The organism is Pseudomonas sp. B21-012, assembly GCF_024749305.1.
Lineage (GTDB): Bacteria > Pseudomonadota > Gammaproteobacteria > Pseudomonadales > Pseudomonadaceae > Aquipseudomonas.
The window spans coordinates 1,181,010-1,201,037 of the sequence record NZ_CP087197.1 but is presented as its reverse complement, the minus strand read 5'-3'; the positions used below and the strand labels follow the sequence as shown (position 1 = coordinate 1,201,037).

At 65.3% G+C, this 20,028-nt stretch carries 15 protein-coding genes; 10 read left to right on the top strand and 5 right to left on the bottom strand.

Annotation, left to right across the window (positions count from 1 at the left end):
- Nucleotide 1 precedes the first annotated feature (1 nt).
- Complete coding sequence (locus tag LOY37_RS05425; protein WP_093386916.1) at nucleotides 2-427, bottom strand: pilus assembly protein PilZ; 426 nt, start codon at nucleotides 425-427, stop codon at nucleotides 2-4.
- Nucleotides 424-2,055 (bottom strand): lipoprotein UxpA, encoded by a 1,632-nt coding sequence (locus LOY37_RS05420; protein ID WP_258716430.1) that lies wholly within the window; start codon nucleotides 2,053-2,055, stop codon nucleotides 424-426. Before LOY37_RS05420 ends, LOY37_RS05425 begins: the two co-directional genes overlap by 4 nt.
- Nucleotides 2,056-2,292: 237 nt before the next feature.
- Here LOY37_RS05420 and LOY37_RS05415 point away from each other — a divergent pair, with 237 nt between their 5' ends.
- A complete protein-coding gene (locus LOY37_RS05415) occupies nucleotides 2,293-4,341 on the top strand; it encodes a PhoX family phosphatase (protein WP_258716429.1) in 2,049 nt (682 codons plus the stop codon).
- Nucleotides 4,342-4,365: 24 nt separating this feature from the next.
- Here LOY37_RS05415 and gspK read toward each other — a convergent pair whose 3' ends face one another.
- Nucleotides 4,366-5,331 (bottom strand): type II secretion system minor pseudopilin GspK, encoded by a 966-nt coding sequence (gene gspK / locus LOY37_RS05410; protein WP_258716428.1) that lies wholly within the window; start codon nucleotides 5,329-5,331, stop codon nucleotides 4,366-4,368.
- A 143-nt stretch (nucleotides 5,332-5,474) separates the two neighbouring features.
- Here gspK and tatA point away from each other — a divergent pair, with 143 nt between their 5' ends.
- The 9 genes from tatA to nagE all read left to right on the top strand — a co-directional run bounded on the left by tatA (nucleotide 5,475) and on the right by nagE (nucleotide 15,529).
- Nucleotides 5,475-5,699 (top strand): twin-arginine translocase TatA/TatE family subunit, encoded by a 225-nt coding sequence (gene tatA, locus LOY37_RS27385; protein ID WP_195885776.1) that lies wholly within the window; start codon nucleotides 5,475-5,477, stop codon nucleotides 5,697-5,699.
- Nucleotides 5,699-5,974 (top strand): Sec-independent protein translocase protein TatB, encoded by a 276-nt coding sequence (gene tatB / locus LOY37_RS05400; RefSeq protein ID WP_258716427.1) that lies wholly within the window; start codon nucleotides 5,699-5,701, stop codon nucleotides 5,972-5,974. Before tatA ends, tatB begins: the two co-directional genes overlap by 1 nt.
- Nucleotides 5,974-6,753: a twin-arginine translocase subunit TatC gene (tatC, locus tag LOY37_RS05395; RefSeq protein WP_258716426.1), complete on the top strand. Its 780-nt coding sequence runs from the start codon at nucleotides 5,974-5,976 to the stop codon at nucleotides 6,751-6,753. The genes tatB and tatC overlap by 1 nt, the downstream gene beginning before the upstream one ends.
- 92 nt (nucleotides 6,754-6,845) lie before the next feature.
- A complete protein-coding gene (locus tag LOY37_RS05390) occupies nucleotides 6,846-8,357 on the top strand; it encodes a Fic family protein (RefSeq protein WP_258716425.1) in 1,512 nt (503 codons plus the stop codon).
- Between the two features lie 80 nt (nucleotides 8,358-8,437).
- Entirely contained in the window at nucleotides 8,438-9,169 is a 732-nt protein-coding gene (locus LOY37_RS05385) for a GntR family transcriptional regulator (RefSeq protein ID WP_258716424.1), read from the top strand.
- A 10-nt stretch (nucleotides 9,170-9,179) separates the two neighbouring features.
- Nucleotides 9,180-10,277 (top strand): N-acetylglucosamine-6-phosphate deacetylase, encoded by a 1,098-nt coding sequence (gene nagA, locus LOY37_RS05380; protein ID WP_093386948.1) that lies wholly within the window; start codon nucleotides 9,180-9,182, stop codon nucleotides 10,275-10,277.
- A complete protein-coding gene (locus LOY37_RS05375; protein ID WP_258716423.1) occupies nucleotides 10,267-11,289 on the top strand; it encodes an SIS domain-containing protein in 1,023 nt (340 codons plus the stop codon). The genes nagA and LOY37_RS05375 overlap by 11 nt, the downstream gene beginning before the upstream one ends.
- A 19-nt stretch (nucleotides 11,290-11,308) precedes the next feature.
- Nucleotides 11,309-13,849, top strand: a complete 2,541-nt coding sequence (ptsP, locus tag LOY37_RS05370; protein ID WP_258716422.1) for a phosphoenolpyruvate--protein phosphotransferase — start codon at nucleotides 11,309-11,311, stop codon at nucleotides 13,847-13,849.
- 12 nt (nucleotides 13,850-13,861) lie between these two features.
- Nucleotides 13,862-15,529 carry an N-acetylglucosamine-specific PTS transporter subunit IIBC gene (gene nagE, locus LOY37_RS05365; protein ID WP_258716421.1) on the top strand — a complete coding sequence of 556 codons (1,668 nt, stop codon included), beginning with the start codon at nucleotides 13,862-13,864 and terminating at the stop codon, nucleotides 15,527-15,529.
- 84 nt (nucleotides 15,530-15,613) lie between these two features.
- Here nagE and LOY37_RS05360 read toward each other — a convergent pair whose 3' ends face one another.
- Both LOY37_RS05360 and purL read right to left on the bottom strand, forming a co-directional pair.
- On the bottom strand, nucleotides 15,614-15,925 hold the full coding sequence (locus LOY37_RS05360; protein ID WP_093386966.1) for a YqfO family protein: 312 nt from the start codon (nucleotides 15,923-15,925) through the stop codon (nucleotides 15,614-15,616).
- Nucleotides 15,926-15,928: 3 nt separating this feature from the next.
- Nucleotides 15,929-19,828 carry a phosphoribosylformylglycinamidine synthase gene (gene purL / locus LOY37_RS05355; RefSeq protein WP_093386975.1) on the bottom strand — a complete coding sequence of 1,300 codons (3,900 nt, stop codon included), beginning with the start codon at nucleotides 19,826-19,828 and terminating at the stop codon, nucleotides 15,929-15,931.
- Nucleotides 19,829-20,028 lie beyond the last annotated feature (200 nt).

The window sequence follows — 20,028 nt, the reverse complement described above, 5'->3', positions numbered from 1 at the left end:
TTCATCCTTGGCGCTTGAAGCCGGTCACGGCAGGCCGTGGCGGCCAGGGCAGGCGTTCGCGCCGCCCCTGGTTGTCGAAAATCAGGCCCTGGTCATCGATGCTCTCCAGCACGATGCCCGGCGCCAGGCGCTGGCCACGACGCATGCTGCGCGTAGCCTGGCCGTAACGCAGCACCACCACCGTGGCGCTGAGCGGCACGGCCCGCAAGCCGCCCAGGTACTCCAGCGGTAAACGGGTCAGCGGCACCTCACCGCTGTCGGCCTGGGCCTGCCAGTGGCCGACCATCAGGCCCGGTAAAGGCGTTGCTTGCGGCACATCGGCCACCGCCGGCAGCGGCGTGCGGCTGAGCTGCAAAACACACTGGGCGGCAAGCCAGGCGGCCAGGGTCAGCAGCGCGCCGCTGAACAGGCGCGAGGCGCGGATCACGCGCTCAACTCACGGGGATGCCAACCGGGATGGCCCTGGACATAGCGCAGCTGCGGCAATTGCAACGCTGGCAATTGCCAGTCGGTCGGCTGCTGCGCCAGCCAGGCCTCGACCCGTTGCCACAGCGGCTCGCCACTGCTGGAGGCGTACTGCAGGCCGAAGGTGCGGCACTGCCCCTGGGTTTCGCTGAAGCCCGAGACGCGCTTGCCGCTCGGGCTGTAGCTCAACTGCCAGGGCTGGCCCAGCCAGCGCGGCAGGTCCTGGCTGTTGTCGAGCAATAGCGGGTCACCGAACAACTGCTCGGCGGCGTTTTCCAGCACCTGCTCGACTTGCCGCGCAGGCGCCTCGACCACCGGCGCCGGGTAGCTGCCGGTCAGGCTGATCAGGTGTTCGCGGGTGATGGCCTGGCCGGCAGCCAGGGGGCTGTCGTAGCGCAGGCCTGGGAGCAACACCGGGTAGCCGCTGTCGGCGGCCAGGGCCAGGTGCAGCAGGCGGTCCCAACTGCCACCGCGGGTATCACGGCGCCACAGTGCCTGCGGTGCGCGCGCCAGGGGTTGATCGAGCCAGGCGGCGTGACCGGCGCGTTGCTGCGCCAGCACACCACGGATCTGCGCGGCGCGGGCCTGGGCCCCAGGGGTAAGGCTGCTTTCGAAGGCCGGATGAAAATGCGCGCTGAATTGCCATTGCCCAGCGCTTCGCTGGCAGCGCACCTGGAAGGCGCCACTGGCACGATTGCCAGCGAACAGCACCGGCACGCGCTTGCCGCTGGCTTGCAGCACGGTCACAGGCTCAGGCCAGAAGTCCTGGCCACGGGCGCACAGCAGCAAGTCGGCATCGCTCAGGCGTTCGGCCAGCCACAGGCCGGGGCCGGTGCCGACATCGGCCAGGGCGATCACCAGGTCTGCCTGCCCGCGGGCTTGTTCGAAGGCCGGCAGCAGCGACTGGTACCACTGCTTGAGCGAGGCTTTCTGGTCCTGGGCATAGGGGTCGGTGATGCCGACCACGGCGACCCGCACACCACCACGACGAAACACTGTAAAGGCTGCAACACCCAGCGCGGTGCCCTGCTCCACAGCCAGGCCAGCGCCCAGCACGGGCTTGCCATATTGCCGATAAAGGCCGGTGCAACGCTGCGACCACAGCACCCGCTCATCGCTGCTGACCCGCACGTCGCTGGCCAGCAACTGGCTGCCTTCAACACCGCTACCCCCCTGGGTGAGGTAGGCCAGGCCGCTGCCATTCCAGCCCTGACCGTTCTCCAGGGTCAGGCAGTTGTCAGCCCCGGCGCCTTGGCGCAGTTGCTCGAGCAAGGCCGCCAGCACCGCGTAGCCGCCGGTGCGCACACCATCGGCGAGGCTGGCGTCGAGCAGCGGGTTGAGTTCGGCGCGGGTCTGGCGGGCGCTGGCGCCGGTCATCCAGGGCGCCTGGCCGAGGTGGGTGACCGGCCCCAGGCGCGTGGCCGGGACCACCGGTTTACCGGCCTGGCGGGCATCGAGGGTGTCAGCGAAATACAGCACATCGAGCGCCGCGTCGTTGCCGGCCGACGTCCCGCCCAGGCCCGCGCAGGCCGTGAGCAGCGGCGCCGCAGCGCCAACGCCGATCCAGTTCAACACTTCCCGTCTGTGCATGTTCAGCCTGTCCCGTCGCCTTCGCGCTTGTTGGTTGTCGGGCCGGGATATTGGGGCGCCTGGATTACAGTTTGATGGCAGTTAATCGACATCCAGGGCAAAACCTCAGGCAAATCAGGTGGTAACGATTTATTTCCTTCAACGCCTTTTAACAAAACTGCCAATCAATCATCACACTTGCTCACTAAAGTCCCGGTTTCTTTCACGCCGCATCATTGAACAAAAGGAACTGAACTGATGAGTCGAGACACCGGCGACAACCTGAACCGCAACCAAAGTGGCAACCTGCCCATGGACAGCGTTCTGGAGTCTTACCTGAGCCGCCGCAGCGTGGTACGCGGTGGCCTGGGCGCCGCGATCGCGATGATTGCCGGGACTGGCCTGACGGGCTGCTTCGACAGCAGCGACTCGGATGACGATGAACCCGTAGTCGAGCCGCCAACCCCGCCGAAACTGAAGCTCGGCTTCACTTCAATCCCAGGCTCGCGCACCGACGCCTGCGTGGTCGCCGCCGGCTACACTGCTTACGTCCTGGCGCCCTGGGGCACGCCGCTGAACAGCAGCGCCAACCCGTGGAAAGCCGACGGTAGCAACACCGCCGCCGACCAGGCCAACTCGGTGGGCATGCACCATGACGGCATGCACTTCTTCCCCATCAACGGCAGCTCCGAAGACGGCTTGCTGGCGATCAACCACGAATACATCGACGCCGACGCCCTGCACCCCAATGGCCCGACCAGCGACAGCAGCGGCAAGCGCCCGGTCGAGGAAGTGCGCAAGGAAATCAACGCCCATGGCGCCGGGGTGATCCGCCTGAAGAAAGTCAGCGGCCGCTGGCAGGTGGTCGACAACGACCCGCTCAACCGCCGCTTCACCACCGCCACGGTGATGAACATCGCCGGCCCCCTGCGCGGCAGCGAGCACGTGAAGACGCGCTTCTCGAAAAACGGCACCCAGGCCCGCGGCACCAACAACAACTGCGGCAACGGCTACACCCCGTGGGGCACCTACCTGACCTGCGAAGAGAACTGGCCGGGGATTTTCGTCAACACCAGCGCCACCCTGCCGGCCGACCAGAAGCGCATTGGCGTCGGCACCAAGGCCGGTAACTACAAGTGGGAAAGCGTCGCCGGTGACCCAAGCGAAGTGGACGGTGAATTCAGCCGCTTCAACGTCACCCCGAGCGGCGCCAGCGCCACCGAGGACTTCCGTAACGAAGCCAGCACCTACGGCTACATCGTCGAGATCGACCCGTACACGGCCAATACCCTTGCGGTAAAACGCACCGCGCTCGGGCGCTTCCGCCACGAGGGCTGCTGCCCGGGGCTGCCGGTGGTGGGCAAGCCGCTGGTCTGGTACATGGGCGACGACTCCAACAACGAGTACCTGTACAAATTCGTCTCCAGCGCGCTGTGGGAAGCGGCCGATGCCAACCCGGCCGACCGCCTGGCCACCGGCAACAAGTACATGGACCAGGGCAAGCTGTACGTCGCCCGCTTCAACGCCGACGGCTCGGGCGTGTGGCTGCTGCTCGACGTCAACACCCCGACCAGCAGCGGCAAGACCCTGGGCTCGATCTACGGCGACCTGCCGGGGATCATCCTCAACACCCGCGGCGCTGCCGACGCCCTCGGCGCGACGCCGATGGACCGCCCGGAATGGACCACGGTCAACCCGCTCAATGGCGACGTGTACCTGACCCTGACCAACAACAGCGCACGCACCGCGGCCAAGGTCGATGCCGCCAACCCGCGCGGGCCGAACCGCCACGGCCATATCATCCGCTGGCACGACAGCGACGATCAGTTGAGCTTCAGCTGGGATATTTTCGTGTTTGGCGCCAACGCCGCCGGCACTGCCGACATCAACCGCTCGGGCCTGACCGAACTCAACCAGTTCGCCAGCCCCGACGGCATGAGCTTCGATAGCCGCGGCATCCTCTGGTTCCAGACCGACAACGGTGAAAAAACCCTGACCGACTACACCAACGACCAGATGCTGGCGGTGATCCCCACCGACCTGGTCGACGCTGCGGGCAAGCAGGTGCCGGTCAACGCCAAGAACCAGGTCGACCTGCGCCGTTTCTTCGTCGGCCCCAACGGCTGCGAAGTCACCGGCATTGCCTTCACCCCCGACAACAAGTCGATCTTCGTCAACATCCAGCACCCGGACAACTGGCCGTCTACCGACGTCGCCACTGCCGTTACCCCGGCCGGCACCAAGGTGCGGCCACGGGCCTCGACCGTGGTGATCCAGCGTGCCAATGGCGGTGAAATCGGCATGTAACCCAAGCAACGCTCGGCGCAGCCCTTACCAGGGTTGCGGCGAGCGGCTGATCACCTGCACCTGCTGGGCCGGCACCAGCGCGTGCCACTGCACGATCCCGCGTGCGCGCAGCTGAAACTCGCTGCGCATCTTCTGCCCGTCCTGTTCGAATTCCAGCTGCAAGGCAAAGTCACCGCTGTTGAGCAGCAAGCCTTCGCTCAACCGCGCGAATGTTGCGTCGTCCATCGCCCCCAGTGCCTGGCGCAACGCACCCGCATCGTGATAACCGCCAGCAGGCCGGCCGGTGATGATCCGGGTCAGCAACGAACGCGACACCTCCCCTTCGTACAGCGCTTCAAGCAATGGCAACTGCTCCAGGCTCAAGGCATTGGCGTTCAGCCGCCAGCCGCTGGTCTGCGGCAGCGCGCACAACTGTGGATAGCGTTGCTGGCGGCTGGCATCGGGCTCAAGCAGCAGGTTCAGCTCACTCATGTCGACCATCATCTGGTTGGCCGCCAGGCGCGCAGGTGACTGGCGCAGGTACTGGTCGCTGTCGGCGCCGCTGAGCCGGGCCTGGCCGTCGCTGTCGATCCAGTCGGCCAGGGCATCGGTCAAGCGTTGCGCGGCCATGTCATCGCCCAGCAGGTAGCGCAATTGCCGTGCGGCCCGTTCGCTCTCCTCGCCAATCAGCGCGTTGACGTTGAAACAGCTGTGCAAGTCGCGGATGCGCAAGGCCGCCGAGCCGCCGGCAAAGGCATAAGACAGCGGCTGCCCGCGCAGCGCCTGCCAGAACAGCGGGCTGGCGCGCCAGGCCGGGTCTTTCAGGGCCTGCTCGGCAAACGCCAGGCCGGCGGTTTCCATGGCCCTGGCCTGCACCCGTTGCTGCACCAGGCGCACGCTGTCGATCTGCTGGCGGCCGTCCTGCACCAGCCAGGTCAGGCCGCCTGCGAGCATTGCCAGCACCACCAGCACCATCAACAGCGCCGCTCCTTGTTGCCGCTTCGCACCCATGAACTGCACATCCCTAGCCAATGAGCCGTCAGTCAACACAACGGATGTTGCAGGCACATGGCAAATACAGCTGCACGTCACTTTTGCGTCACAAAGCGCAGGCAGGATAAGGCCTTCTTTTTCATGAGCTTGGAGCGTTTTTCATGGGTGGTATCGGGATCTGGCAGTTGCTTATCGTCTTGGTGATCGTGTTCATGCTGTTCGGCACCAAGCGCCTCAAGGGCCTGGGTGCGGATGTCGGCGATGCGATCCAGGGCTTTCGCAAATCCATGGGCAACGGCCCGGCCACGGACGAAGCCGTAAGCCCGGTCAAACCCCAGGCGCCGCTGCCGGTCGACAGCGTGCAGCAAGCGGAACACCAGCGCTGATGTTCGAAGTCGGTTTTACCGAACTGCTGCTGGTGGCCATCGTCGCCCTGCTGGTGCTCGGCCCCGAGCGCCTGCCGGCGGCGGCGCGCACCCTGGGCCGCGGCCTGGGCCAGGCCAAGCGCGCCATGGCCTCGATCAAGGCCCAGGTCGAGCGCGAACTGGACACCCAGGCCCTGAGCCAGGAACTCGATGCCCTGCCGCAGCGCCTTGAACAGGACCTGCGCCGCGGCGTCAGCCTGCAGCCGGACCACAGCCCAACCAGTGGAAACCCCTGATGAACACAGCAAGCCAAGACTGCGCCATGCCGCTCACCGCTCACCTGCGCGAACTGCGCAGGCGCCTGGTGCGTTGTCTGCTGGCCATCGCCGTGGTATTCCTCGGCCTGTTGCCGTTTGCCCAGACCCTCTACACCCAGGTCTCGGAACCGCTGCGCCGCTACCTGCCCGAAGGCGCGAGCATGATCGCCACCAGCGTCACCTCGCCGTTCCTCGCGCCGTTCAAACTGACCCTGATGGCGGCGCTGTTCGTCGCCATGCCGGTGCTGCTGCACCAGGCCTGGAGCTTCATTGCCCCGGCGATGTACCGCCAGGAACGGCGCATCGCCCTGCCGCTGCTGGTATCGAGCATCGTGCTGTTCTACTCGGGCATGGCCTTCGCCTTCTTCGTGGTCTTTCCGATGATGTTCGGCTTCTTTGCCAGCGTCACCCCGGATGGCGTGGCGATGATGACCGACATCGGCCTGTACCTGGACTTCATTCTTGCCCTGTTCCTGGCCTTTGGCCTGGCGTTCGAAATCCCGGTGGCGACCTTCATCATCGTCTGGGCCGGGCTCACCGACGTCGGTACCCTGCGCAAAAGTCGCCCTTACGTGATCGTCGGCTGCTTCGTCGTCGGCATGCTCCTGACTCCGCCGGATGTGTTCTCGCAAACCCTGCTGGCGGTGCCGATGTGGATATTGTTTGAGGTCGGTTTGCTGGCCTGTGCGGCGGTCGAGCGCAAAGAACAGCGCACAATGCCAGTCAGCCTTCAGGCCTCAAATGAGCCTGGCAACTAAAGAAAAAATCGGCATACTCGAGAAATCTGAAGATTTTCATGGGCCAGTGAAGAAAATCCTGGCCTTTGAAACCGAAAAACAGGATTTCCGGCATGCAAGCGGTTGGCTACGCCCATCTTCATCAGCAGCTTCAACTGACGGTAGTACCGCTGCAGCTACCGGCTGTCGTTCAGCCGGTTACGCGTATCCAGCAAATCGGTACCACCTTGGCCGTACCCGCCGCCATTGCGCCTGCGGCCAACGACTTGCTGGGTCATGCGCTGTTTGCCCTGAAGCACGAAGGGATCAACCTTGCGCTATTGGCCCAGGCGTTGCCGAAGATCCCCGCCGAAGCATTCGAAGATGCCCTGCGCTCAACACCCAACGGGATATACATCCGTAAGGCCTGCTATTTACGCGAGGCGTTCTCTGGCGAGTTGCTGAAGCAGCAAGCTCCGGTCCGTGGCCCTTTCGTGGACCTTTTCGATCCTGAACACTACATCACCAAGCCTGGGGAGCGAAGCTCCAGGTGGCGGGTCGAGTTCAATGGCCTCGGTTCACTGGCTTACTGCGCCACAGTCGAACGTACGCCGCACATCAAAGCCCTGCTCGACTATGACATTCCAGCACGCGCCAGGGCGTTCATGCAGTCGCTGCCGCCCATCATGATGGACCGCGCCATCAACTGGGCGTACTTGCACGAAACCAAGGACTCTTTCGCCATCGAACGGGAAGCGCCTAGTGAAGACAAATCGCGCAAGTTCATACAGTTGCTGCGCCAGGCCCACGAACGCCAGCCGCTAACCGAGGACTATCTGGTCGCCTTGCAGAACGCCACGATCAGCAACCCGTATGACATGGCTGGCGCCTTCAGACATGAACAGAACCATCTTGCCGGTGCCCTGCAAGGCGCTGCGGGTGTGACCTACGTTCCTCCCCCAGCGGAGCTCTGCCGGGAGCTGATGGAATCATTGATGCACTTTGCCAATGAAGATGCAGCCCGCACCGATCCACTGGTGGCAGCCGGGATCATCTCCTTCGGCTTTGTCCTGCTCCATCCCTTCATGGATGGTAACGGTCGGCTTTCTCGCTTCCTGATCCATCAGACATTGTGCCGGGCCGGCGCGCTGGACAACGGCCTGTTGCTTCCCGTGTCGGTTGCCATGAAACGGAACGAGCGAGGATACCTGCAAGCACTGCAGAGCTTCTCCCGACCCGTGAGGGATTTTTGGGATGTCCAGTGGATTGACTTCGGGCAGTTGAACTTCCACTTCCGTGGTGATGCGGCCGTCTACCGTTACTGGGATGCGACGCCTTGCGTGGCCTTCACCCTGGAAATGGCCAAGCATGCGCTTGAAGTGGAACTGCGCGAAGAAACGACCTTCCTGGCCTGTTTCGATAGCGTTTACAAAGCCGTCGACGAGCAATTTGACGTGCGCGGCAGCGAGCTTTCGAATCTGGTCATGATGTGCCTGACCAATGGCGGTGTCATGTCCAGGCACAGGCGTAAGCAGTTTCAATACACGGTTCCCGCCCGCGTATTCGATTTTATCGAACAGGCGGCACGACAAGCCCTGGCTGGCCAGCAGTCTGAGGTTGAGTCGAATGATGACGACGCAAAATGAAACAGGCTGACAAGTGGTATTGACGTGGTATTCAAGTGGTATTAAATTTTTAATACCACTCGCCACCTGAAGCTACCGCCATGCCTCCGTTGACCGCCCTGCGCCCCGACGACACCCTGGCCACTCCCTTGTACCTTCAGTTGGCGCGCAACCTGGAACAGGCCATCCACGCCGGGCAATGGAAAGCCGAACAGGCATTGCCGTCGGAGCGCAGCCTCAGCGAAGCCCTGGATATCTCCCGGGTGACTGCACGCAAGGCCCTGGAAGTACTGCTTGAACAAGGCCTGATCCGTCGCATTCAGGGCTCCGGTACCTTCATTACCCCGCGCTTGGAACAACCACTCTCGCGGCTGTCGAGCTTCAGCGAAATGCTCCGTTTGAAGGGCTTCACACCCAGTTCGCAGTGGCTGGAGCGCAGCGTCGATGCGCCGTCTGCCGATGAGCTGGTGCGCCTGGGCCTGTCGCCCAACGAACAGGTGGTGCACCTCAAGCGCCTGCGCAAGGCCGATGACATCGTCATGGCCGTCGAGTACAGCACCCTGCCCGCGCGCTTGCTGGGCAACCCCGAGGCTATCGGCGATTCGCTGTACCAGTACCTCGACCAGATCGGCAAGCCGGTGGTGCGCGCCCTGCAACATATTCGCGCGATCAATGCCAGCGCCGAGCTGGCGGCGCGGGTCGGCATCGAACCCGGCACCGCCATGCTGCTGATGACCCGGGTCGGCTACCTCGACGACAACACCCCCATCGAACTGACCGACACCTACTGTCGCGACGACTACTACGACTTTGTCGCCGAGCTGCGACGCTAGCGGAGCCCCCATGAGCGAACACAACATACTCACCCCGACGGGCTGGGTACGCGGACGCCTGTTGCTGCGTGACGGCCGCGTCGCCGCCATCGACGGCCAGCCCTGCGACCCGCAGGGCAACGATCTGCCCTACCTGCTGCCCGGTTTCATCGACCTGCATGTACACGGCGGCGGTGGCAGCGACATCATGGAAGGCGCCCAGGCGTTCGCCACCATTGCCCGTACCCACGTGCGCTTCGGCACCACCTCGTTGCTGGCCACCACCATGACCGCGCCGAAGGAAGAACTGACCCAGGTGCTCGGCGCCCTCGGCGAGTACGTTCGCCAACCGTGCAACGGCGGCGCCCGGGTGCTCGGTGTGCATCTGGAAGGCCCGTACATCAACCCCGGCAAGCTCGGCGCGCAGCCGAACTTCGCCCACCTGGGGCTGCTCGAAGAGGTCGACGCCTACCTGGCCCTGGCACCGATCAAGGTGATCACCATCGCCCCGGAAGTCGCCGGCCACCTGCCGTTGATCCGCACCTTGAGCGAGCGCGGCGTGCGCCTGCAGATCGGCCACACCCTGGGCAGCTACGAAGAAGGCGTGGCAGCCCTGGAAGCCGGCGCCACCAGCTTTACCCACCTGTACAACGCCATGAGCCCGCTGCACCACCGCGAGCCGGGCATCGTCGGCGCGGCCCTGGCCCATGCGCGCTTTGCCGAGCTGATTCCCGACCTGCTGCACGTGCACCCCGGCGCCATCCGCGTGGCCCTGCGCTCGATTCCTTGCCTGTACTGTGTGACCGACTCCACTGCCGCCGCGGGCATGCCCGATGGCGAGTACAAGCTTGGCAGCCACACCGTGACCAAATGCCTGGGCGGCGTGCGCCTGGCCGACGGCACCCTGGCCGGCAGCACCCTGACCATGGACCAGGCCCTGCGCAACCTGGTGAAGATCGGCCTGCCCCTGGCCGAAGCCTCCCAGCGCCTGTCGCAGTTCCCCGCCGACTACCTCGGCCTGCAAGAACGCGGGCGCCTGCAGCCCGGTAGCTGGGCCGACGCCGTGAGCCTGGATCGCAACCTCAACCTGATCGGCGTAATGGTCGAAGGAGAACACCTTGAGCTCTAAGATGCTTGCCGAGGCCCTGGCCGCGGCCAACGTTGTGCAGACCCAGTTGCAGCGCTGCGACGCGCGTATTGCCAGCGTCGCCGAACAACTGCGCAGCCTCGCGCCGCAGGTTGCCCTGACGGTCGCCCGCGGCAGCTCGGACCACGCCGCCAGCTACTTTGCCTACCTGACCATGCAGCAGTTGGGCCTGCCGGTGGCCTCGCTGCCGATGTCGGTGGTGACCCTGCAGAACTCACCCCTGCAGGTGCGCGGCCAGGTGGCCCTGGGCTTCTCCCAGTCGGGCCAGAGCCCGGACCTGGTCGACAGCCTGCGCACCCTGCGCGAACGCGGCGCCACCACCCTGGCGCTGGTCAATGCCGAAGACTCACCGCTGGAGCAGGCCTGCCAGTATCACCTGCCGCTGTGCGCCGGCCCCGAGCTGAGCGTTGCCGCGACCAAGAGCTTTATCGCCACCCTCAGCGCCAGCGCCCGCCTGGTCGCCCATTGGCAGCAGGACCCGGCTTTGCTCGACGCCGGCCTGGCTCTACCCGGACAACTGCGTGAAGCCGCCGAGCAGGACTGGAGCCTGGCCATCGAGCAACTGCGCGACTGCCAGCGGCTGATGGTCATCGGCCGTGGCGCCGGCTTTGCCATCGCCCAGGAAGCGGCGCTCAAGTTCAAGGAAACCTCGGCGATCCAGGCCGAAGCCTTCAGCAGCGCCGAGGTGCGTCACGGCCCGATGGCGCTGATCGATGCCCATTACCCGTTGCTGGTATTGGCGCCTCGTGGCGTGGAACAGGCCGGCCTGTTGCAACTGGCCGAAGACATGCGCCAGCGCGGCGCCAAGGTGCTGCTGGCGGCGCCGGCGGACATCCCCCAGCGCAACCTGACCTTAAGCTGCGCCGCCCACCCGGGCCTCGATCCGCTGCTGGCGATCATGAGCTTCTATGTCATGGCCGCAGGCCTGGCCGAGGCGCGTGGCATGGACCCGGATCAGCCCCGTCACTTGAGCAAAGTGACCCGAACTCACTGAGGCACCGAGGACCTTGCGCATGCCCAACAACAAGAACATCACCCTCCATGCCCCCCTCGAAGGCCCGCTATTGCCGCTCGACCAGGTGCCCGACCCGGTGTTCGCTGGCGGCACCCTGGGCAACGGCATCGCCATCGACCCGCTCAACGACTGCCTGCAGGCGCCTTGCGCCGGCACCGTCATCCACCTGGCGAAAACCCTGCACGCCCTGACCCTGCGCGCCGACAACGGCGCCGAGGTCCTCATGCACATCGGCCTGGATACCGTGCAGCTGCAGGGCCGCGGCTTCGAAGCACTGGTGGCCAACGGCGAACGGGTCGAACGTGGCCAGCCGCTGATCCGCTTTGACCTCGACCTGGTGGCGCAACACTGCACCAGCCTGATCACGGTGATGATCCTCAGCAACAGCAGCGACTACCGCTTGCTGCCGCGCACCACTCGCTCGGTGGCATTGGGTGCGCCGCTGCTGGATGTCATCCCCAATGCCAAAACCGCTGCAGGCAATGCAGCCAGCAGCGGCGAAACCGTGCGCGGCAGCGCCAGAGTCGCTCATCACGGCGGCTTGCACGCGCGCCCTGCGGCGCTGCTGCGCCAGACTGCCCAGGGCTTTGGCAGCCGCGCCGAGCTGCACTTCAACGGCCAGGTCGCCGCGCTCAACAGCCTGGTGGCGATCATGGGCCTGGGTGTCGGCGAGCAGGATGAAGTTGAAATTGTTTGCAGCGGTGCCGACAGTGCGCAAGCGCTGCAGGCACTATTGGCAGCAGTCACCACCGCGAGCGTCGGCGAACAGCATGCCGCCCCTGCCATCAGTGCTCAGGCCACACCCGTCGCCAATCTGCAGCCCGGCATCCTCAACGGTGTCTGCGCATCGCCGGGCCTGGCCTGCGGCCCGCTGGCGCGTCTGGACGGGATACGCCTGCCGCCAGACCCCGGCGGCCATACGCCCGCTGCGCAGCACCAGGCCCTGGACGCCGCACTGGTCAGCGTCAAAGCCGCCATTGAAGGCGACTTGAAACAGCTGCAACAAGGTGATGCTGCAGCCATTTTCGAAGCGCACCTGGCACTGCTCGACGATCCGTCACTGATCGACGCTGCACGTCAGCGCATCGACCAGGGCATTGCCGCCAGCCACGCCTGGAGCCAGGCCATCGACGCCCAGTGCGCGATCCTCAAAGCCCTCGACAAGCCGCTGCTGGCCGAGCGCGCCAACGACCTGCAGGATTTGCAGCAACGGGTATTACGCGCCCTGCTCGGCGAAAGCCGCGAACTCGAGTTGCCACCCTCGGCGATTGTCGCCGCCCATGAACTGACGCCCTCGGACCTGCTGCTGCTCGACAAGCACGCGGTGGCCGGGCTGTGCATGGTCGCCGGGGGCGCCACTTCGCACGTTGCCATCCTCGCCCGCGCCCGCGGCCTGCCGTGCCTGGTTGCCCTGGGCCCGGAGCTGTTGAACCTGCAGGCCGGCCAGGTGCTGGTGGTGGACAGCGAGCAGGCCCGGCTGGAAACCGCGCCAGACGCCGAACGCCTGGCCGAAGTCGCGCAGCTTCGCCAGCAACAGCAGCAACGCCGCCAACAGCAACAAGCCGCCGCCCAGGGCAGCGCCCAGACCCGTGACGGGCGCCTGATCGAAGTTGCCGCCAATGTCGCCTCGGCGGCCGAAGCTGCCCAGGCCCTGACTCTGGGTGCCGACGGCGTCGGCCTGTTGCGCACCGAATTCCTCTTCGTCGACCGCCACACCGCCCCGGATGAACAAGAGCAACTCAGCGCCTACCAGGCGGTAGTCGACGCCATGGGCGATCGTCCGGTAATCATCCGTACCATCGATGTCGGCGGCGACAAGCAACTGGACTACCTGCCCCTGCCCCACGAGGCCAACCCGGTACTCGGCCTGCGCGGCATTCGCCTGGGCCAAGTGCGCCCCGAGCTGCTCGACCTGCAATTGCGTGCCCTGCTGCAGGTCAGCCCGCAGCGCCGCTGCCGGATCATGCTGCCGATGGTCAGCGAGGTCGATGAGCTGCTGGATATCCGCCAGCGCCTGGACCACCTGGCCAGCGAACTGGGCATCAACCAGCGCGCCGAACTTGGGGTGATGATCGAAGTTCCGGCCGCCGCCCTGCTCGCCGAGCGCCTGGCCGAACACGCCGATTTTTTCTCGATCGGTACCAACGACCTGTCCCAGTACACCCTGGCCATGGACCGTGACCACGCGGGTCTGGCCGCCCGCGTCGACGCCCTGCACCCGGCGCTGCTGCGCCTGATCGACCTGACCTGCCAGGGCGCCGCCCGCCATGGCCGCTGGGTCGGGGTGTGCGGCGCGCTGGCCTCGGAGCCGCTGGCCACCGCGGTGCTGGTCGGCCTCGGGGTCCGCGAGCTGTCGGTCAGCGCCCCGCAGGTCGGCGAGATCAAGGAGCGCGTGCGCCAGCTCGACAGCAGTGAATGCCGCACCTTCAGCCAGCAGCTGCTGGGCCTGTCCAGCGCCCGCGCGGTGCGCCAGGCCTGCCGCGATTTCGCCGCACGCCCGCTACACCACCGCCACTCCCCACTCAGCACAGAACAATAACCGGAGCGCACCATGTACCAGCACTTCATCCAGGGCCTGCAACGGCTCGGCCGCGCCCTCATGCTGCCCATCGCCATCCTGCCGATTGCCGGCCTGCTGCTGCGCCTGGGCGACACCGACCTGTTGGACATCGCCCTGATCCACGATGCCGGCAACGCGATTTTCGCCAACCTGGCGCTGATCTTCGCCATCGGTATTGCCGTCGGCTTTGCCCGCGACAACAACGGCACCGCGGGCCTGGCCGGGGCCATTGGTTACCTGGTGCTGGTCTCGACCCTCAAGGTCATCGACCCGCACATCGACATGGGCATGCTCGCCGGGATTCTGTGCGGCCTGCTCGGCGGTGCGCTGTACAACCGTTTCAAGGACATCAAGCTACCCGAGTACCTGGCCTTCTTCGGTGGCCGGCGTTTCGTGCCGATTGCCACCGGTTTATCGGCGGTGGGCCTGGGCTTGCTGTTCGGCCTGATCTGGCCACCCCTGCAGAACGGCATCAACAGCCTCGGCCAACTGCTGCTCGACAGCGGCAGCATCGGCGCGTTCTTCTTCGGCGTGTTCAACCGCCTGCTGATCGTCACCGGCCTGCACCATATCCTCAACAATCTGGTGTGGTTCGTCTTTGGCAGTTTCGAAGGTGCCAATGGCCTGACGGTAACCGGCGACATCAGCCGCTATTTCGCCGGCGATCCCCGAGCCGGCCAATTCCTCGCCGGGATGTTCCCGATGATGATCTTCGGCCTGCCCGCCGCCTGCCTGGCCATGTACCGCCATGCCCTGCCGGGGCGGCGCAAACTGATTGGCGGCATCCTCCTGTCGATGGCCCTGACCTCGGCGCTGACCGGCGTTACCGAGCCGATCGAGTTCGCCTTCATGTTCCTCGCGCCGTTGCTGTTCCTGATCCATGCCGTGCTCACCGGACTGGCCATGGCCCTGTGCGACCTGCTCAACATCCGCCTGGGCTTTACCTTCTCCGGTGGCGCCATCGACATGGCCCTGGGCTGGGGCCGCTCGACCAATGGCTGGATGGTGTTCCCGGTCGGGCTTTTGTATGCGCTGGTGTACTACTTCGTTTTCGACTTCTGTATCCGCCGCTTCAACCTGAAAACCCCGGGCCGCGAAGACCAGCCCAGCGAAGAAGCTCCAGTCCAGGACGCTAGCGCACCACGCGGCAAGCGCTACATCGATGCTCTCGGCGGTGCCGCCAACCTGCTTTCGGTAGACGCCTGCACCACGCGCCTGCGCCTGTTGCTCAATGACCGCGGCCTGGCCCACGATGGCATGCTGAAAACCCTCGGGGCCATGGCCGTGGTACGTCCGGGTTCCGGCGGCAGCCTGCAGGTGGTGGTCGGGCCGCTGGCCGACACCATTGCCGACGAGATTCGCAACCAGCTGCCCCATGCCCTGGCGAATGTCGTCGAGCAGCCGCAAGTGAAAGCCGAGGCGAGCGAAAGCATGGCCGCTGCAGACTGGCTCAGTGCATTGGGTGGCAAGGACAACTTGTTGAAGGTCGATTGCGTGGCCCTGACCCGGGTGCGGATCGAGCTCAAGGATGCGCGCAAAGTGACGCGCGAGCGCCTGTTGGCGCTGGGGTGCCAGGGGGTGAGTCCGCTGGCGGACGGGACCTGGCATTTGTTGCTGGGCAAGCGTGCTGCTGCCTTGAGCCAGGCGTTGCAGGGCTGAAAAGCATCGCGGGTCAAGCCCGCTCCCACAGGATCACTACTTCCTCTGTGGGAGCGGGCTTGACCCGCGATAAGTCCGGAACCCTCAGAAGTCCGCTAGCTGCCAGACCTCATAAGCCGGGGTTTCATAAGGGTGGCTGAGCTTGAGGGCAGCGACCACCGAGCCTATCAGCTCGTCGGCCACCACCAGCTCAACCCGCCATTCTTCGACCTGCTCGACCACGCCCGCCTGCCCGAGGAACGGCTGGCTGCCGTCCAGCGGACGGAACTGGCCCTGGCCCAACACCTGCCAGGCGCAGCAGTCGTAGTTGCCGATGCGCCCGCCACCGGCGGCGAACACAGCGGCCTTGACCACCTCCACGTGGCTTGGCGGGACGAAGAAGGCGAGCTTGTACACCCCTTAGTTCACCCACGCCCGGGCGTTGCGGAACATGCGCATCCACGCCGCGTCTTCGTTCCAGTCATCCGGACGCCAGGAGTTCTGCACGGCACGGAAGACCCGCTCAGGGTGCGGCATCATGATGGTGACGCGACCGTCGCGGCTGGTCAGGCCGGTAATCCCGCGCGGCGAGCCGTTCGGGTTGGCCGGGTAGCTTTCGGTGACCTTGCCGTGGTTGTCGACGAAGCGCAGGGCCACGCAACCGGACAGGTCAGCTTCGAGCAGGGCTTCTTCGCTGGCGAACTCGGCATGGCCTTCACCGTGGGCGATGGCAATCGGCATGCGCGAACCGGCCATGCCCTGGAGGAAGATCGAGTTCGACTTCTGCACTTCGACCATGGCCACACGGGCTTCGAACTGCTCGGAGCGGTTACGCACGAAGTGCGGCCAGAACTCGCTGCCCGGAATCAGCTCGTGCAGGTTGGACATCATCTGGCAACCGTTGCACACGCCCAGGGTGAAGCTGTCGCTGCGCTCGAAGAAGCCCTGGAAGGCATCACGGGCACGGGCGTTGAACAGCGCCGACTTGGCCCAGCCTTCACCGGCGCCGAGCACGTCACCGTAGGAGAAACCGCCACAGGCTACCAGGCCCTTGAAGTCGTTGAGGTCGACGCGACCGGCAAGGATATCGCTCATGTGCACGTCGATGGCGTTGAAGCCGGCGCGGTCGAAGGCTGCGGCCATTTCGACCTGGCCGTTGACGCCCTGCTCGCGCAGCACTGCCACTTGCGGACGCACGCCCTTCTTGATGTACGGCGCGGCGATGTCCTGGTTGACGTCGAAGCCGAGCTTGACGCTCAGGCCGGGGTTGTCTTCTTCCAGCAGCACGTCGAACTCTTGGTCGGCGCAGTCGGCGTTGTCGCGCAGACGCTGGATCTGGTAGCTGGTCTCGGCCCACTGGCGCTGCAGCAGGCGGCGGTCGCCCTTGAACAGTTCTTCACCGGCCAGCTTGATCAGCACTTCGCCGTTGTTGATCGGCTGGCCGATCACCGCGACGCAGTCTTCACCCAGGCCGGCTGCGCTGAACTGGGCCAGCACGTCCGGAGTAGCGTCCTGACGCACCTGAATCACCGCGCCCAGCTCTTCGTTGAAGAGGATGGCGGCGACTTTTTCGCGCTTGCTGGTCAGGGTGTCCAGTTCCAGGTCCAGGCCGCAGTGGCCGGCGAAGGCCATTTCCAGCACGGTAGTCAGCAGGCCACCGTCGGAACGGTCGTGGTAGGCCAGCAGGTGGCCGTCGGCGTTCAGGCCCTGGATCACGGCGAAGAAGGCCTTGAGGTCTTCGGCGTCGTCGACGTCCGGCGCTACGGCGGCCAGCTTGCCGTGAGTCTGGGCCAGGATCGAGGCGCCCATGCGGTTCTTGCCGCGGCCCAGGTCGATCAGGATCAGGTCGGTCTCGCCCTTGTCCATACGCAGTTGCGGGGTCAGGGTCTTGCGTACGTCGAGCACCGGGGCGAAGCCGCTGACGATCAGCGACATCGGCGAGGTGACGCTCTTGTCAACGCCCTCTTCGCTCCACTTGGTCTTCATCGACATCGAGTCCTTGCCCACCGGAATGGTCAGGCCCAGCTCCGGGCACAGCTCCATGCCGACAGCCTTGACGGTGTCGTACAGGCGGGCATCTTCACCCGGGTGGCCGGCAGCCGACATCCAGTTGGCCGACAGCTTGATGTCGGACAGCTTGCCGATGTGCGCAGCAGCCAGGTTGGTCAGGGTCTCGCCAATGGCCATGCGCCCGGACGCCGGGGCGTCGAGCAGGGCCAGCGGGGTACGCTCGCCCATGGCCATGGCTTCACCGCTGTAGACGTCGAAGCTGGTGGCGGTGACGGCGCAGTCGGCCACCGGTACCTGCCAAGGGCCGACCATCTGGTCGCGGGCAACCAGGCCGGTGATGGTGCGGTCGCCGATGGTGATCAGGAAGCTCTTGCTGGCCACGGCCGGGTGGCGCAGGACGCGCTCGACCGAGTCGTTCAGTTCCAGGGTGCTGGGGTCGAAATCATCGCCCAGCTCCGCTTCGCGGGTCACCGAACGGTGCATGCGCGGCGGCTTGCCCAGCAGCACGTCGAGCGGCATGTCGACCGGGGTGTTGCCGAAGTGGCTGTCGGTCACGGTCAGGTGCGGCTCGGCAGTGGCCTCGCCGACCACCGCGAACGGGCAACGCTCGCGCTCGCAGATGGCCTGGAAGCGCTCGAAGTCGCCAGCGCTGACCGCCAGCACGTAGCGTTCCTGGGATTCGTTGCTCCAGATCTCGTGCGGGGCCATGCCCGGCTCGTCGTTGGGCACGTTGCGCAATTCGAAGCGGCCACCGCGGCCACCGTCGTTGACCAGTTCCGGGAAGGCGTTGGAAATACCGCCGGCGCCGACGTCGTGGATGAAGGCGATCGGGTTGTTGTCACCCAGCTGCCAGCAACGGTCGATGACCTCCTGGCAGCGGCGTTCCATTTCCGGGTTCTCGCGCTGCACCGAGGCGAAATCGAGGTCAGCGGAGCTGGCGCCGGTATCGACCGACGAAGCCGCGCCGCCACCCAGGCCGATGAGCATGGCCGGGCCACCGAGCACGATCAGCTTGGCGCCGACGGTGATCTCGCCCTTTTGCACGTGGTCTTCGCGGATGTTGCCCAGGCCACCGGCCAGCATGATCGGCTTGTGGTAACCGCGTACTTCTTCACCGTGCGGGGTGTTGATCGACTGCTCGAAGGTGCGGAAGTAGCCAGTCAGCGCCGGACGGCCGAATTCGTTGTTGAACGCGGCGCCACCCAGCGGGCCTTCGACCATGATGTCGAGGGCGGTGACGATGCGGTCCGGCTTGCCGTAGGCCTGCTCCCATGGCTGTTCGAAGCCCGGGATGCGCAGGTTGGAAACGGTGAAACCGGTCAGGCCGGCCTTGGGCTTGGCACCGCGGCCGGTAGCGCCTTCGTCACGGATTTCGCCGCCGGAACCGGTGGAGGCGCCGGAGAACGGCGAGATGGCGGTCGGGTGGTTGTGGGTCTCGACCTTCATCAGGATGTGCACCGGCTCCTGCACCGCGCCGTACTGGCGGGTCTCAGGGTTCGGGAAGAAACGCCCGGCGACGGAACCGACGATCACCGAGGCGTTGTCCTTGTAAGCCGACAGCACGCCTTCGTTGTGCATCTGGTAGGTGTTCTTGATCATGCCGAACAGGCTTTTTTCCTGGCTCTGGCCATCGATGTCCCAACTGGCGTTGAAGATCTTGTGGCGGCAGTGCTCGGAGTTGGCCTGGGCGAACATCATCAGTTCGATGTCGTGCGGGTTGCGCTTGAGGCCCTGGAAGCTGGTGACCAGGTAATCGATCTCGTCTTCGGCCAGGGCCAGGCCCAGCTCGACGTTGGCTTTCTCGAGGGCAGCGCGGCCACCGCCGAGAATGTCGACAGCGGTCAGCGGCTTGGGCTGGGCGTGGCTGAACAGGCTGGCGGCCTCTTCAAGCTTGGCCAGCACCAGCTGGGTCATGCGGTCGTGGAGGATGTCGGCAACGATGGCGGCGTCGGCGTCGCTCAGCTCACCGCTGACGTAGTAGGCAATGCCCCGTTCCAGGCGCTGGATGTTTTCCAGGCCGCAGTTGTGAGCGATGTCGCTGGCCTTGCTCGACCAGGGCGAGATGGTGCCGAAACGCGGAACCACCAGGAACAGGCGCCCGCTTGGCTCCTGGACCGGTACGCTCGGGCCGTACTTGAGCAGGCGCGCGAGCACTTGCTGTTGGTCGGCACTCAGATCGCCGTCAACCTCGGCGAAATGCGTGAATTCAGCATACAAACCACTAACAGCGGGGACTTTCTGGCTCAGTTGCTCGATTAACTTACCGTGGCGAAAGGCAGAAAGGGCAGGAGCGCCGCGCAGGATCAACATCGTCGGGACAGCCTCAGGAAGGGGGTGTGCTTAGAGGCCGTGCATTCTAGCCTAATTCCGGCGCTTCCGGCACCCGAAACACAGCATTGCAGCACCTGCGCATGTCGGCCCGGCAAAGCGGACTCGGGGGTCAAAAAAAACCACCGGTTTTGCCCTGCATTTTGCCTTTAACGCAAAGATCGCTAGCAGACAAGCAAACC